The 13915-nt window shown below is 73.0% G+C and carries 10 protein-coding genes; 5 read left to right on the top strand and 5 right to left on the bottom strand.

All coding sequences use genetic code 11. The annotated features are described in order from the left end of the window. Positions 1 to 65: 65 nt before the first annotated feature. Together ESG85_RS18250 and ESG85_RS18245 are read left to right on the top strand one after the other, a co-directional pair. The gene (locus ESG85_RS18250) at positions 66 to 872 is read left to right on the top strand and encodes a dioxygenase family protein (protein ID WP_128980535.1); all 807 of its coding nucleotides are present in this window, start codon (positions 66 to 68) and stop codon (positions 870 to 872) included. A 402-nt stretch (positions 873 to 1274) separates the two neighbouring features. Further along, positions 1275 to 2273 carry a sigma-70 family RNA polymerase sigma factor gene (locus tag ESG85_RS18245; RefSeq protein ID WP_128980533.1) on the top strand — a complete coding sequence of 333 codons (999 nt, stop codon included), beginning with the start codon at positions 1275 to 1277 and terminating at the stop codon, positions 2271 to 2273. 426 nt (positions 2274 to 2699) lie between these two features. On the opposite strand, the gene ESG85_RS18240 is transcribed toward ESG85_RS18245, so the two are convergent. Beyond that, positions 2700 to 3659, bottom strand: a complete 960-nt coding sequence (locus tag ESG85_RS18240) for a helix-turn-helix transcriptional regulator (RefSeq protein WP_128980586.1) — start codon at positions 3657 to 3659, stop codon at positions 2700 to 2702. Between the two features lie 62 nt (positions 3660 to 3721). Here ESG85_RS18240 and ESG85_RS18235 point away from each other — a divergent pair, with 62 nt between their 5' ends. Further along, positions 3722 to 5284 (top strand): MFS transporter, encoded by a 1563-nt coding sequence (locus ESG85_RS18235; RefSeq protein WP_128980531.1) that lies wholly within the window; start codon positions 3722 to 3724, stop codon positions 5282 to 5284. 96 nt (positions 5285 to 5380) lie between these two features. On the opposite strand, the gene ESG85_RS36645 is transcribed toward ESG85_RS18235, so the two are convergent. Further along, positions 5381 to 7039: a collagen-like domain-containing protein gene (locus ESG85_RS36645; RefSeq protein ID WP_181019062.1), complete on the bottom strand. Its 1659-nt coding sequence runs from the start codon at positions 7037 to 7039 to the stop codon at positions 5381 to 5383. 340 nt (positions 7040 to 7379) lie between these two features. Between ESG85_RS36645 and ESG85_RS18225 the strand changes: the two genes are divergently transcribed. Together ESG85_RS18225 and ESG85_RS18220 are read left to right on the top strand one after the other, a co-directional pair. Further along, positions 7380 to 8597 (top strand): tetratricopeptide repeat-containing glycosyltransferase, encoded by a 1218-nt coding sequence (locus tag ESG85_RS18225; RefSeq protein WP_128980529.1) that lies wholly within the window; start codon positions 7380 to 7382, stop codon positions 8595 to 8597. A gap of 10 nt (positions 8598 to 8607) precedes the next feature. Continuing rightward, positions 8608 to 10590: a glycosyltransferase family 39 protein gene (locus ESG85_RS18220; protein WP_128980527.1), complete on the top strand. Its 1983-nt coding sequence runs from the start codon at positions 8608 to 8610 to the stop codon at positions 10588 to 10590. 186 nt (positions 10591 to 10776) lie between these two features. Here the strand turns inward: ESG85_RS18220 and ESG85_RS18215 are convergent, their stop codons facing one another. From ESG85_RS18215 to ESG85_RS18205, 3 genes are all read right to left on the bottom strand, one after another. Then, a complete protein-coding gene (locus ESG85_RS18215) occupies positions 10777 to 11556 on the bottom strand; it encodes a DUF6227 family protein (RefSeq protein WP_128980525.1) in 780 nt (259 codons plus the stop codon). A 170-nt stretch (positions 11557 to 11726) separates the two neighbouring features. Further along, positions 11727 to 12953: a P1 family peptidase gene (locus ESG85_RS18210; RefSeq protein WP_128980523.1), complete on the bottom strand. Its 1227-nt coding sequence runs from the start codon at positions 12951 to 12953 to the stop codon at positions 11727 to 11729. 148 nt (positions 12954 to 13101) lie between these two features. Then, positions 13102 to 13884: an SDR family oxidoreductase gene (locus ESG85_RS18205; protein ID WP_128980521.1), complete on the bottom strand. Its 783-nt coding sequence runs from the start codon at positions 13882 to 13884 to the stop codon at positions 13102 to 13104. Between the last annotated feature and the right edge of the window lie 31 nt (positions 13885 to 13915).

Here is a 13915-nt window from a genome sequence, read left to right as displayed (position 1 = left end):
TAGATCGGGTCTAGACTGACTTCAAGCTTGAAAGTTCAAGGAACTCTGAACGGGAGGCGGACGTCATGCACGCCACGCTCGAACCGAACCCCGCCCCCACGCGGATGCCGGCCCTCTACCTCTCCCACGGCGCGCCGCCGCTCGCCGACGACCCGGTCTGGCCCGGCGAGCTCGCCGCCTGGTCCGCGGACCTGCCCCGCCCCACCGCGATCCTCATGGTCTCCGCCCACTGGGAGGAGGCCCCGCTCGCCCTCGGCGCCACCGAGACCGTCCCGCTCGTCTACGACTTCTGGGGCTTCCCCGAGCACTACTACCGCGTGCGGTACGGGGCGCCCGGAGCGCCCGAGCTCGCCGAGTCCGTCCGCAAGCTGCTCCGTGCGCCCGGCGCGCCGGTGCAGGACATCCCCGACCGGGGCCTGGACCACGGCGCGTACGTGCCGCTGGTGGAGATGTTCCCGGGGGCCGACATTCCGGTCCTGCAGATCTCCATGCCCACCCTCGACCCGCGCCGGCTGATGGACATCGGCCGCAAGCTGGCCCCGCTCCGCGACGAGGGCGTGCTGATCGTGGGCAGCGGCTTCTTCACCCACAACCTGGCCGCCCTGCGGCACACCGGCGGCGGCGTTCCGGGCTGGTCGGCCGAATTCGACGCCTGGGGGCACGAGGCGCTCGCCGCGCGGGACGTCGACGCGCTGCTCGACTTCGAGCACGCGTCGCCCGCCGGCCGGCTCGCCCACCCGCGCACCGAGCACTTCGCCCCGCTGTTCGTCACCATGGGCGCGGCGGACGCCGCCGGCGACCTGGACCGGGAGCGGAGCGTGATCGACGGCTTCTGGATGGGCCTGGCGAAGCGCTCGATCCAGTTCGGCTGAGCCGGTCGTGCGCGTTCGGCTGACCCGGTCGTGCGTGTTCGGCTGACCCCCGCCGTGCGCGTTCGGCTGATCCCTGCCATGTGTGCCGAGCAACCGTGGAGGGACGCACGTCGTCCTGAGGGGTGGGAGCGGAGCCGAGGAAGTCGCTGCTCCGGGTGTGACGGCGGTCTCACGCGGACCCGGCCCCAGGGTCGGCGGGGCCGGCGGGGCGTCCATGCCCCTCCTGACCTGCGGGTCCGTCGATCCCGTCGGACACACCTCCGGCCGGCGGCGGCGCAGGATACTGCATGATCGCGAAAATCCATGTGCCGGGTGGGAATTCTGTCCTGATTCCAGTCGTTGTTTCCGTCGGATGCAGGGCACCCGTGAGGGTGTCGCGACCTACTCAGCAAGGGAGCACGCATGGCAACCCGTGCCGTCGCCCGTCGTCAGTCGCCCGCCGCGAGCGGAGACAGCCGGGCAAGCAGCGTTCGCGCCGTGGGCGGGGAGATCGCCGACCGCGACCTGGTCGGCATGTACCTCGACGAGATCGCGCGCACGCCCCTGCTCGACGCCGCCAAGGAGGTCGAGCTCTCCCAGACGATCGAGGCCGGGGTGTACGCCCAGCAGATCCTCGACGGCGAGTTCGAGAGTCCGACCGAGGCGACCCGCGAGGAGCTCGAAGCGCTGGTCGCGGAGGGCGAGCGTGCGAAGGACCTGTTCATCAAGTCCAACCTTCGGCTCGTCGTCGCCGTGGCCCGGCGCTACCCGCGCAGCGGGCTCCCGTTGCTCGACCTCATCCAGGAGGGGAACGCGGGCCTGGTGCGCGCGGTCGAGAAGTTCGACTACGCGAAGGGCTTCAAGTTCTCCACGTACGCGACGTGGTGGATCCGCCAGGCCATCACCCGCTCCATAGCCGACCAGTCCCGCACCATCCGCCTCCCCGTCCACCTGGTGGAGGAGCTGGGCCGCATCCGCCGGGTGCAGCGCGAGTTCAACCGCGAGCACGGCCGCGAGCCGGAGCCCGCCGAGGTCGCCGCCGAGCTGGGCTCCACGCCCGAGCGGGTCACGGACGTCCTCGACTGGGCCCGCGACCCGGTCTCGCTCAACATGTCGGTGGACGACGAGGGCGAGACACAGTTCGGCGACCTGCTCGAGGACACCTCGGCGATCTCGCCGGAGCAGTCCGTCCTGACCCTCCTCCGCAGCGAGGAGCTCGACGACCTGATCGACAAGCTCGACAACCGCACGGCCTCGATCATCCGTATGCGCTACGGCATCGAGGACGGCCGCGAGCGCACCCTCACGGAGGTCGGCAAGGAACATGGCCTGACCCGCGAACGCATCCGCCAGATCGAGAAGCACGCCCTCCTCGAACTCAAGAAGATGGCCCGGGACACCGGCTTCGACGCGGTCGCCTGACAGCCCCACGCCCCGGCCGACCCGGGCCGCCGGGCCCCGCCCGCGGGCCCAAGGGTGCCTGGGGCGGCGTGCCCCGGTCCTGGGGCGCCCCAGGACCCCACGCATGCCCCGGGGGTCTGGGGCGCCTGGGGGCAGGGCGCCTGCCGGACGGCGCCCTTGCGGGCGCGTTCCGCCCCTGCGCCTGAACCCGCACCCCTGCGCGGCGCGCCCTCGTTGCCCACGCCCACGCCCACGCTGACGCCCTCGGCCGCGCCCACGCCTACGCCCGCGCCCCCGGCCGCAGTCGGCGAACCCGCCGAACCCCGGCCCGGGAGCCGGGCCCGAGGCCCGTCCGGCCCGAGGCCTGTTCCGCCCCGAGGCCCTCTTCGGCCCCGAGGCCCGTGCGCCCCGGCCCCACGGGCATCGAGGCCTCTCCGGGTGCGGCGTTCAGCGGCGTACCGCCGCCGCCAGTCGCGCCCCCAGCTCCTCCGCGCACGCCGCCAGCGACTCCGGCCCGTGGATGGTGAACGCCACGTCCACCAGCACCAGCCGCACCGCCAGCCACTCGACGGAATCGGCGATCCGCGTCCGCAGCCGGCAGCTCGTCTCCCCGGTCGGCACCGGCGTCAGATGGGCCGGCAGCCGCCCCGCCACGAACTGCGCCGGCGCCTCGAAACTCACGTCCATCTCGATCTCCGGCAGCGTCCGCGCCATGGAGCGGGACATGTAGACCGCCGCGTCCCCCGCCGGCAGCTCCCGCGGCGAGAAACGCGCCCCCGTCGGGAACGGGTCGCTGACCCGGTCGACCCGGAAGGTCCGCCAGTCCTCGCGCTCCATGTCGTACGCGACGAGGTACCAGCGCCGCCCGGTCGACACCAGCCGGTACGGCTCGACCAGCCGCTTCGACTCGGCGCCGTTCCCCGCCCGGTAGCCGAAGCGCAGCCGCTCCTGCCCCGTCACCGCGCCCGCGAGCGTGGTCAGCGTCTGCGGCGTGACGGTGGCGCCGTCCCCCCGGGTCAGCGGGATCGTCGCGTTCTGGAGGGTCGAGACCCGGTGCCGCAGCCGGGACGGCAGCACCTGCTCCAGTTTGGCCAGGGCCCGTACGGAGGCCTCCTCGACGCCCTCGATGGCATGCCCGGCACCCGCGCGCAGCCCGACCGCGATGGCCACGGCCTCTTCGTCGTCGAGGAGCAGCGGCGGCATGGCCGTACCGGCCACCAGCCGGTAGCCGCCCACCGCGCCCCTGGTCGCCTCGACCGGATAGCCGAGGTCGCGCAGTCGGCCGATGTCCCTGCGGATCGTGCGCGGCGAGACCGAGAGCCGATCGGCGAGCTCGCTGCCGGGCCACTCGCGCGGCGTCTGGAGGAGTGACAACAGGTTGAGGAGTCGTGCCGGGGTGTCCGTCATGTGCTCAAGGATGCGGTCCATCTAGGACATCATCTGACCTACATGGCCGATACGTTCATCCCATGAGTTCACACGACGCCGTCAGGGATGCGGCGACCGCCGACACCGCCGACAAGAGACGCTGGATCGCGCTCGCGATCGTCATGACCGCCGCCTTCATGGATCTGGTCGACGCCACGATCGTGAACATCGCGATCCCCAGCATTGAGCGGGACCTCGGCGCCTCGTTCGGTGCGATCCAGTGGATCACCGCCGGTTACGCGCTCGCGTTCGCCGCCGGTCTGATCACCGGCGGCCGGCTCGGCGACATCTACGGCCGCAGGCGCCTCTTCCTCCTCGGCACGGCGGGCTTCACCGTCGCGTCCGCGCTGTGCGGCTTCGCCGCCAACCAGGAGATGCTGGTCGCTTCCCGCCTGCTCCAGGGCGCGGCGGCCGCGATGATGGTGCCGCAGGTCCTGTCGATCGTGCACGTCACGTTCCCGGCCCACGAGCGCGGCAAGGTCTTCGGCCTGTTCGGCGCGATCATGGGCCTGGGCGCGGTGTCCGGGCCGCTGCTCGGCGCGCTGCTCACGCAGTGGAACATCGCGGGCCTGGAATGGCGTCCGATCTTCCTGATCAACCTGCCGGTCGGCGTCGCGGCCCTGATCCTGGGCCGGAAGTTCATCACCGAGTCGAAGGCACCGAAGGCCCTCCGCCTGGACCTGGTGGGCGTGGTCCTGGCGACGCTCGCGATGCTGATGCTGATCTACCCGCTGACCCGCGGCCGTGAGCTGGACTGGCCGCTGTGGGGCCACCTGATGATGGCCGGCAGCCTCGTCGTGTTCGCTGCGCTCGTCGCGTACGAGAAGTACAAGACGCGCAAGGACGGCTCGCCGCTCGTCGAGCTGTCGCTGTTCAAGGTGAAGTCCTTCGCCGCGGGCATCGCCGTCCAGCTGACCTTCGGCGTCGTGATGGGCATCTTCTTCCTGGTCTGGACGCTCTACATGCAGATCGGTCTCGGCTGGACCGCGCTGAAGGCCGGTCTGACGGGCGTGCCGTTCTCCATCGCCGTCTCCGCGGCCGCGGGCCTGTCGGTGCAGGCGCTCGTGCCGCGCTTCGGACGCAAGGTCCTCCAGGCGGGCGCGCTGACCATGGCGGCGGGCCTCCTGCTCTACTTCTTCCTCGCGGGCCGGTACGGCATGGAGATCGCGCCGTGGCAGATGATCGCGCCGCTGGTGGTGATGGGCCTGGGCATGGGCCTGATCGTGGCGCCGCTGACGGACGCGGTGCTCTCGGAGGTGCCGCGCGAGCACGCGGGGTCCGCCTCGGGTCTGATCAACACGACCGGCCAGATGGGCAACGCGCTGGGCCTCGGCCTGGTGTCGGTGGTGTTCTTCGGGACGATCGACGAGAAGCGGCTCGCGGCGTTCCCGGCGGAGACGGGCGAGGCGTTCACCAACGCCTTCCGGAACTCGCTGGGCTGGGCGGTCGTGGTCCTCGCCGGCATCTTCCTGGTGATGTTCGCGCTGCCGGCGAAGTCGAAGCAGCACGTCGAGGGCGCCCAGGACGAGCCGGCGGACGCCGACGGCGTGGGTGAGCCGGGGGAGCCGGGGGAGCCGGTCAAGGAGTCGGCTCTGGTGAGCTGAGTCTCCACCGGACAGCCCGAGGGGCGGTGCGCTCGCAGCGCGCACCGCCCCTCGGCCGTGTCTCCCTTCGGATGAGCCGTGGCGTCGGCCGTCAGGTCAGTGGCGGTTGACGCGTCCGTCGGTCCTCAGGTCACCCTTGAACTTCATGGAACGGAGCTGAACGGGCGTGGGCGTCGTCTGCTGCGTCCAGCCCTCGTCCCAGATGAAGGCGTTGCCCTCGACGTCACCGTGCGTCTGGTACACGGTCCCGGCGGTCGTGATCACCTTCACGTACGCGTCGTTCCCCTGGGCCTCCATGGCGATGCCGCAGGCGTTCGCCGGGAAGTCCGGGTTCTCGGGGTCGTCGTCGTCGGGATCGGTGGTGTTCGTCAGGTCCTGCCACACGATCGGTCCGCCGGCCGTGTCCGCCTTACCGACGTAGGCCTTCCCGCCGGTGAGCGCCGCCTGGAAGTCGGCGGTGCCCGAGGGGGTGTAGACGTCGATGTCGGAGCAGGGGCCGGTGGCACCTGTGGCTCCGGTGGCACCTGTGGCTCCGGTGGCACCTGTGGCGCCCGTGGCTCCGGTCGCCCCGGTCGGTCCGGTGGGTCCGGTGTCGCCGGTGGGTCCGGCGGGCCCGGTGTCGCCGGTGGCACCCGTGGGCCCGGTGGGTCCGGTGTCACCGGTCGGTCCGGTGGGTCCGGTGTCGCCGGTGGGTCCGGCGGGCCCGGTGTCGCCGGTGGCACCCGTGGGCCCGGTGGGTCCGGTGTCACCGGTCGGTCCGGTGGGTCCGGTGTCGCCGGTGGGTCCGGCGGGCCCGGTGTCGCCGGTGGCACCCGTGGGGCCAGTGGGTCCGGTGTCACCGGTCGGTCCGGTGGGTCCGGTGTCGCCAGTGGGTCCGGTGGGTCCGGTGTCGCCGGTGGCACCCGTGGGCCCGGTGGGTCCGGTGTCACCGGTCGGTCCGGTGGGTCCGGTGTCGCCGGTGGGTCCGGCGGGGCCCGTGTCACCGGTGGGTCCGGTGGGTCCGGTGTCGCCGGTCGCTCCGGTGTCGCCTGTCGGTCCGGAAGGGCCGGTGTCGCCGGTGGGCCCGGTCGGACCCGTGACCCCGGCCGCGCCGGTCGCACCCGTCGCGCCGGTCGCACCCGTCGCACCCGTCGCTCCGGTCGGGCCCGTCGGCCCGGTGTCGCCCTTCGGCCCCGTCGGGCCTGTCGGGCCGGTGGGACCCTGCGGTCCTGTCGGTCCGGTCGGGCCCACCTTGCAATGGTCGTGCTCGTGGTCGCCGCCCACGGGGACCATGGCGCGGACATAGCGGTCGCTCGTCAACGAGCCGATCTGGTGGTCGAGGAACTGGTGGAGCCCACCGACGCCCGGCGGTCCCTCGTGACCACGCGGCCCCTGCTCCCACGGGGGCGGACCCTGCTCCCACGGCGGCGGGCCCTGCTCCTCCCACGGCGGCGGGCCGTCGTCGCCGTGCGGCGGACCCTGCTCCCAGGGCGGCGGGCCCTGCTCCTCCCACGGGGGCGGGCCGTCGTCGCCGTGCGGAGGCTTCCCCTGGTGCTCGTGCGGCGGGCGGTCCTGGCACTTGTCGTCGGTCATGGGGCCGGCCGCAGCGACGCCCGACCGGCCGTCGGAGACGGGGTCCCCCCAAGCCGAGGCCGAGGGCGTGAAGCCGGTCAGGACCAGCGCCACCGAGGCGAGGGCGCCACCGCCCAGCCAGGCGCGCCGTCGCGGCAGCGGCCCGAGCGGCGACCTGGACCGAGCCCTGGGATCAGGACGCATGCATGCTCCTTCCTCCGCCGGCGGTCTCGCCGGCGTGAGAGGCAAGTGATGTCCGGGGTACCCGGGATACCCGGGGTACCCGAGATGTTCGGGACTTCAGAGAAGCGCATATGAGCTTCTTATCTGATCGTCGGATCGCACACGCGAAGTCTTGATGGGTCCGCGGACGCTCTCAGCGCCATGGCGTATCCGCTCCAGCCGAATGGATGCGTACGCGAAGGCGAACCCAGGACGCCGGGACGGCGTGCCGCCGCCGCACCCGCCACGGTCGTGCGTACGGTCGCCCCCCGCCCCGCCCACCGGAAGTGGTGTTGCCGTGCAGCCGTCCTTCTGCTTGTGCATGATCGTCAAGAACGAGGCCGCGGTCATCGAGCGCTGCCTCGCCTCCGTCCGGCACCTCGTCACCACCTGGGTCATCTCGGACACCGGCTCCACCGACGGCACGCAGGACCTGATCCGGGGAGCCCTCGCCGGCGTCCCCGGCGAGCTGGTGGAGGAGCCCTGGGTGAACTTCGGGCACAACCGGAGCCTGAACATCGCCCGGGCCCGCGGCCGGGCCGACTACCTGCTCCTCCTCGACGCCGATCACGTGCTGCGCGAGGAGGGGCCGCTGCCGGAGCTGACCGCCGACGCGTACATGCTGCGGCACCGGGGCGCGCTCGAGTACCGGATCAAGCGCCTGGTCAGAGCCGATCTGCCGTGGCGGTACGAGGGAGTGACGCACGAGTACCTGACCGCGGACCGCGAGCACGTCCAGCGGAACCTCGACGCCCTCGTCATCGAGGACCACGCCGACGGCGGCTCCCGCCACGACAAGTTCGAGCGCGACGCCCGCCTCCTGAGCGCCGAGCTCGAGCGCGACCCGGCCAACCCGCGCACGGTCTTCTACCTCGCCCAGACCCTGCGCGACACCGGCGGCCGCGCGAAGGAGGCGGCCGCCCTCTACGAGCGGCGCGCGGCCATGGGCGGCTGGGGCGAGGAGGTCTACTACTCCCTGCTCCAGGCCGGGATCCTCGCCGCGGAGGCCGGTGACTGGCCCACCGCCCAGGACACCCTCGTACGAGCCTGGGAATCCCGTCCGCAGCGGCTGGAGGCCTGTTACGAACTGGCCGCACGGCTGCGGAAACGGAAACACCACCACGCCGCCCACGCGATCCTCTCGACCGTCCTCGACCGGCCGCAGCCCGCCGAGGACGTGCTGTTCCTCCAGCCATGGGTGTACCGCTGGGGGCTGCTGTTCGAGTACTCGATCACCTCCTACTGGGTGGGCGATCACACGGCCTCGCTCGCCGCCTGCGACCGGCTGCTCGCCCTCCCCGACCTGCCCGCGCCGTACCGCGACCGGACGCGCGCCAACCGCGAGTTCGCCGTCGCGAAACTCACCGCGCCCGCCGCGCCCGCGACGACCCGAGATCCCACCCCTGCGCCCGCAGTGGCCCGGCCCGCCGCCCCGGCAGCAGCTCCGGTTTCGGCCCCTGCGCCCGCCGACGCTTCCGCTTCCGCTTCCGCTTCCGTGTCCGCTTCCGTATCCGCTTCCGTGTCCGTCACGTCTGCGTGAGGAGGCGCTGATGGGAACTCCCGCCTCCGTAAGGGGTAACGGCCCTGACCCGGCCCGCCCCGGCCCCACGGCCGACCCGGCCGGCCTCCGCGACTCGGCCGCTCCCACCGATCCGACCGACCCGGCCGGCCTCGCTCCCGCCGATCCTGCAGCCCCCGCCGGGCATCCTGCGGTCCGCCGCCGCTCCGCGGTCGGCTTTGGCGCCGACGCCGGAGCGGCGCGGTCGACCGCCGCCCGGGCGAGCCACCGCCGACTGCCGGCCGGCACATGGCTGTGGCCGGGCCTGCTCGCCTTCGTCCTCGGCCTCTACGGGGCGGGTGGCCCGCAGCTGTGGGAGGACGAGCTCAACAGCTGGGACATGGCGACCCGTTCGACCGGCCGACTGCTCGAGACGCTTCAGAACGTCGACGCCGTCCTCGCCGCGTACTACCTCCTCCTGCACACCTGGACCACCCTCTTCGGCGACTCCGACCTCGCCCTGCGACTGCCCTCCGTGCTGGCGGCGGCCGGAGCGGCGGTCTGTACGGCACTGATCGGAGCGCGACTGGCCGGGCCGCGGGCCGGCCGCGTCGCGGGCCTGCTGTTCGCCCTGACCCCGGTGGTGTCGCGCTACGCACAGGAGGCCAGGCCGTACGCCCTCGTCGTCCTCGCCGTCGCCCTCGCCACGCTGCTCCTGCTGCGGGCCCTGGACCGGCCCGACAGCAAAGGGCGCTGGGTCGCCTACGCCCTGGCCGTATCAGCGGTCGGACTGCTGCACCTCGTGGCGCTGACCGCCCTGGCCGGGCACGTGGTGGCGGCCGCGGTCGCGGCCAAAGGCATCAAAGGCATCAAGGGCGTCAAGGGCGTCAAGGGCGTCAAGGGCTGTCCGGTGCTCCTGTACTTCGGTGCCGCGGTCCTCACCGGCACAGCCGCGGCGGCACCGGTCCTGGCCCTGGGCCGTTCACAGGCGGGGCGTCAGATCTCGTGGATCCCGAGTCCCGACCTGTGGGGCCTGGCCGCGTTCTGGCCGCAGCTGTTCGGCTCCGCGCTGACCGGGGGCGCGGTCATGGCCCTGGCCGCGCTGGCCTGGACGGGGCGTCAGGGGCGGGCGAGCCGCACGGCCGGTGCGGGTGCGGGTGCGGGCGTGGGTGCGGACGCGGACGGCGGTGACGCCAGGTCCGATTCCGATTCCGATTCCGATTCCGGTTCCGGTCCCGGCTCCGGCTTCCGGTCCGGTTCCGGTCCCGGTTCCGGTCCCGGCTCCGGCCTCTGGTCCGGTTTCGGGTCCGGCTTCGGTTCAAGCCCGAGTGCGGGTGCCGGCGCCGACCGGGCCTGGCTGTCGGCGATGACCGCCTCCGCCGTGGCGCCTCCGCTGATCCTGTGGGCGGTCTCGCACGGAGACGTCTCGTACTTCTACTTCCGCTATCTGCTGTTCACGCTGCCCGCCTGGGCCGTCCTGGCCGGGGCCGCGCTGCGGACCGTACGTCCCCGGGCCGTCCTCGCCGTGCTCCTGGCCGGGCTCGCCCTGCTCACGCTGCCCGAGCAGCGGGCGCTGCGCGAACCGTACGCGCACTTCTGGCACGGCGTGGACTACCGGGGCGCCGCAGCCGCCATCGAGAAGTACCACCGTCCCGGGGACGCCGTGGTCTACGACCGCGGCGACGACTACTGGCGACTCCTGGACGCCGGCGTACGGCACTATCTGCCGGACGGACTGCGCCCGCGGGACGTCTTCCTGGCCCGCTCGGCGGCCGACCGCGCCGATCTGTGGGCGTCGGAGTGCCCGGTCCCGGCGCGCTGCCTGCGCGACGAGCCGCGCATCTGGCTGGTCGTCCCGGCAGGCGAAGCGGACCCGTTGCAGGCCCTCCCGTCGGCCCAGGCCCGCGCCCTGCGGGCCCACTACACGGCGACCGGCACCGAACGGCTCACGGGAGTGACGGTCGCGCTGCTGGTGCGCAAGACCGGGCGTACGGCCGAGGTCGCGGGCGAAAGGACCGGGGAGGAGGAGAGATAGAGCCGGAGGCAGACCAGGCCAGGCCAGGGCGGGCCAGGCCCCGCCAGGGCGGACCAGGTCAGACAAAGCCCCGCCAGGCCAGGCCAGGCATGGCCCGGAAAAGCCCCGCCAGGCCAGGCCGGGCAAGGCATGGCCCGGTCAGGGTGGGGCAGCCATGGCGAGGCGGGGCAGGCGCAGCGCTGTCCGTCAGCGCACGCGCGCGCGGGACTCCATCGCCTCGCGGGCGGCGCGCTCCTCCTCGTACACCTCGCACATGTGACGGCCGTCGGGCGTCGCTGTGTGCTCGACCTCCCAGAGGCTCAGCTCGCTGCCGTCCAGGAGCAGGAACTGGTGCTCGTAGAGGGTGAAGCCGGCGTCCCGGCCGCCCTCCACGGGGCAGTGCCGTCCGAAGGCCTGGGTGATGTGGTGTGCGAACGCGAGCCGCAGCCGCCGGGCGGTGGCCTCGCCGGGCCGGTCCGCGTTCTCCGCGCGGCGCAGCACCCGGCGTGCGTGGTCCGCCGAGTTGTCCGGCACGTACATCCGCGGCTGGGTCGGTATCGGGCGGGCGAGGAGGGCGCTCAGCACCTCCAGGTCGTCGTCCTCCTCGGAGGTCGTGCCGTCCGACCGCTCCACGGTCCAGTCCAGCGAGGGTCCGGAGGGCAGCCGGGAGGCGGCGAGCCGCGCCTCGGCCTCCTCCAGGTACAGCTCGTGCTGCTCGGTGCCGTCCCGGCCGGAGTTGTGGACCAGCTCCCAGAGGCTCGGCGCGGTGCCGTCCGGCAGCAGGTACGTATGGCGGTAGGTGGTGCGGTGCAGCGACGCGCTGTGGTGCGAGGAGTACAGCGCCGTGGAGTGGGCGAGGGCCGACTCCAGCCGCTCGATCGTGGAATCGGGCAGGTCGAAGGAGTTGAGCGCCCGGCCGAGAAGTCGCTCAAGGTGGGTCTCGGTGGTCTCGTACGGATCGTGAGACTGATCCTGCGGATCGTTCAAGGGGGTCTCCAGGCCGTCGCCGCATGTCACTTGCTGCTTGCTAAACGTAGTCCCTGGGTCTGACATCGTGTCCGGCGTTCGGGAAAACGAACGGGGGCGCACACCGAGTTCCCGCGCCCCTTTGAGTATTTTTCAACTTCCCTCGGTATACCGGCAGTCGGTGGACAGGGCTAGCCGTTGCGCGTGTCGCCGTACAGCTCGCGGTAGGAGGGGAAGTCGCCGCCGGGCCCCGACACGCCGTTGGCGGGCGCGAGAACGGCCTGGACGATGGCTTGGGTGATGGTGTCCGCACCCGCCGCGAGGATCTCGTTGAGGGCGAGCGGACCGGGCGCGGAAGGCAGTTCGCGCGCCCCCGTCGCGAGGGCGAAGACGGTGTCGCCGTCGTTCAGGAGATGCACGGGACGGACGGCGCGCGCGATGCCGTCGTGCGCCGTCCCTGCGAGCTTGTGCGCCTGCGCGCGGGTCAGCACCGCGTCCGTCGCCACCACCGCGAGGGTGGTGTTCAGAGGCGGGGGCGCGAGCTTCGCCCGCGCCTCGGCGAGACGCCGCATCGCCGCCGCGTGCACGGCCGGATCGGGAAACGCGAAGCGGACGGGGCCATGGACGTCGCCGGATCCGCCGCGGTCGTCGAGGCCGTCGAATCCACTGAAGTAACCGCCGTACGGCACGCCCGTCTCCGGATCGACCGCCGAACCGACCGCGTTGACCACCACCAGCGCGCCGACCGTGATCCCCGACTCCAGGACGGTGCTCGCCGTCCCCACTCCGCCCTTGAGGCCGCCGACGACGGCTCCCGTGCCCGCACCCACCGCGCCCGTCTCCACGCGCGCGTGAAGCCCGCTCGCCGCGGCGGCCTCCACCGCCGCCCGGCCCGTCGTGGCGTCCGGCCGGGCGGAGAAATCGCCGCCGCGGCCGAGGTCGAAGACGCAGGCGGCGGGCACGACCGGCACCACATGTGCCGGATCGGGTCCCACCCGCACGCCGCGCCCCTGCTCCTCCAGCCAGGACATCACCCCGCCTGCCGAGTCCAGCCCGTACGCGCTGCCTCCGGTCAGGACGACCGCCTCGACGCGCTGCACCAGGTTGCGCGGGTCCAGTGCGTCCGTCTCCCGCGTACCGGGCCCGCCGCCCCGTACGTCGACCGCGGCGACCGCCCCGCCCTCCGGGGCCAGGACCACCGTCGTCCCGGACAGGGCCCGAGGCCCGGCCACGCGCGCGTGACCGACGCGGATCCCGGCCACGTCGGTGATGCCGCCATGGGTTCCGGTCGTCCTGGGCGGTCTGTACGAGGCGTCGGGCGGGGTTGCGAGTGAGGTGTCGTGCGGCGTGAGGTTCGAGGTGTCGCGCGGCGTGAGGTTCGAGGTGTCGCGCGGCGTGTCGTGCTGATGCTCGGCCATGCCTCCTGCGTAGCACGGATGACCGGCGGAGGGACCGGGGCGGGCCGGAACGGAGGAAGGGAAGCGGGCCGGTCGAGAGCCGGCCGGGCAGGGGTGGGAGCGGCTCGGACCGGGGTGGGAACGGCGCGGGCGGTTCAGCGCGGGCGGTTCAGCGCTTCGGGCCGAGGTACGTGCCGCCCGAGGCGTCGATCACCGTGCCCGTGACCCAGCGACCGGCCGGAGAGGCGAGGAAGGCCACCGGCTCGGCCACGTCCTCCGGCTGACCGACCCACGGCAGCGCCTGACCGGCGATCAGCAACTCCTCCAACTGCGGCATCGCCGCCATCGCGGCCGTGAGCCCGGCGGTCTGCGTCGGGCCGGGGGCAACGGTGTTGACGGTGATCCGCCGCATGCCGGCGACGTTCGCGAGGGTGCGGGTGAAGGTCTCCATGGCGCCCTTCGTCATCGCGTACGCCAGCTCGTCGGCGAGCGAGACACGGGTGACGGCGGAACCGATGTTGACGATGGAGCCACCGTCGCGCAGCACCGGAAGGAGCTGCTGCACCAGGAAGAACGGGGCGCGCACGTTGACCGCGAAGACGCGGTCGAACTGCTCGACGGTCTCGTCCTGGAGGTGCCCGCCGGAGGACGAGACGGCCGCGTTGTTGACCAGGACGTCGAGCCCGGTGCCCCCGGTGTGGGCCAGGAGCCCCGCCCGTACGCCCTCGACGAGCAGCAGTACGCCTTCGTGCGTGCTGAGCTCGGCCCCGACGGCGAACGCCCGGCCGCCGTCGGCGGTGATCAGGTCGACGGTCTCCTGCGCGGCCGCCCCGTCGGTGCCGTAATGGACGGCGACGAGCAGTCCGTCGGCGGCAAGACGCCGGGCGATGGCCCGCCCGATGCCGCGCGAGGCGCCGGTGACGAGGGCGGTGCGAAGGGTGTGCTGCTGCATGGCGAACCTTCCGGTCTGCGGAGTTCGGTGT

The organism is Streptomyces roseicoloratus (assembly GCF_004117935.1).
GTDB classification, from domain to species: domain Bacteria; phylum Actinomycetota; class Actinomycetes; order Streptomycetales; family Streptomycetaceae; genus Streptomyces; species Streptomyces roseicoloratus.
Note: the sequence above shows the minus strand (reverse complement) of the source record. Positions and strands in the feature narration are given on the sequence as shown.

Coding starts and splice junctions, on each gene's coding strand:
- ESG85_RS18250 (WP_128980535.1), top strand. CDS start 66: ATGCACGCCACGCTCGAACCGAACCCCGCCCCCACGCGGATGCCGGCC.
- ESG85_RS18245 (WP_128980533.1), top strand. CDS start 1,275: ATGGCAACCCGTGCCGTCGCCCGTCGTCAGTCGCCCGCCGCGAGCGGA.
- ESG85_RS18240 (WP_128980586.1), bottom strand. CDS start 3,659: ATGACGGACACCCCGGCACGACTCCTCAACCTGTTGTCACTCCTCCAG.
- ESG85_RS18235 (WP_128980531.1), top strand. CDS start 3,722: ATGAGTTCACACGACGCCGTCAGGGATGCGGCGACCGCCGACACCGCC.
- ESG85_RS36645 (WP_181019062.1), bottom strand. CDS start 7,039: ATGCGTCCTGATCCCAGGGCTCGGTCCAGGTCGCCGCTCGGGCCGCTG.
- ESG85_RS18225 (WP_128980529.1), top strand. CDS start 7,380: ATGATCGTCAAGAACGAGGCCGCGGTCATCGAGCGCTGCCTCGCCTCC.
- ESG85_RS18220 (WP_128980527.1), top strand. CDS start 8,608: ATGGGAACTCCCGCCTCCGTAAGGGGTAACGGCCCTGACCCGGCCCGC.
- ESG85_RS18210 (WP_128980523.1), bottom strand. CDS start 12,953: ATGGCCGAGCATCAGCACGACACGCCGCGCGACACCTCGAACCTCACG.
- ESG85_RS18205 (WP_128980521.1), bottom strand. CDS start 13,884: ATGCAGCAGCACACCCTTCGCACCGCCCTCGTCACCGGCGCCTCGCGC.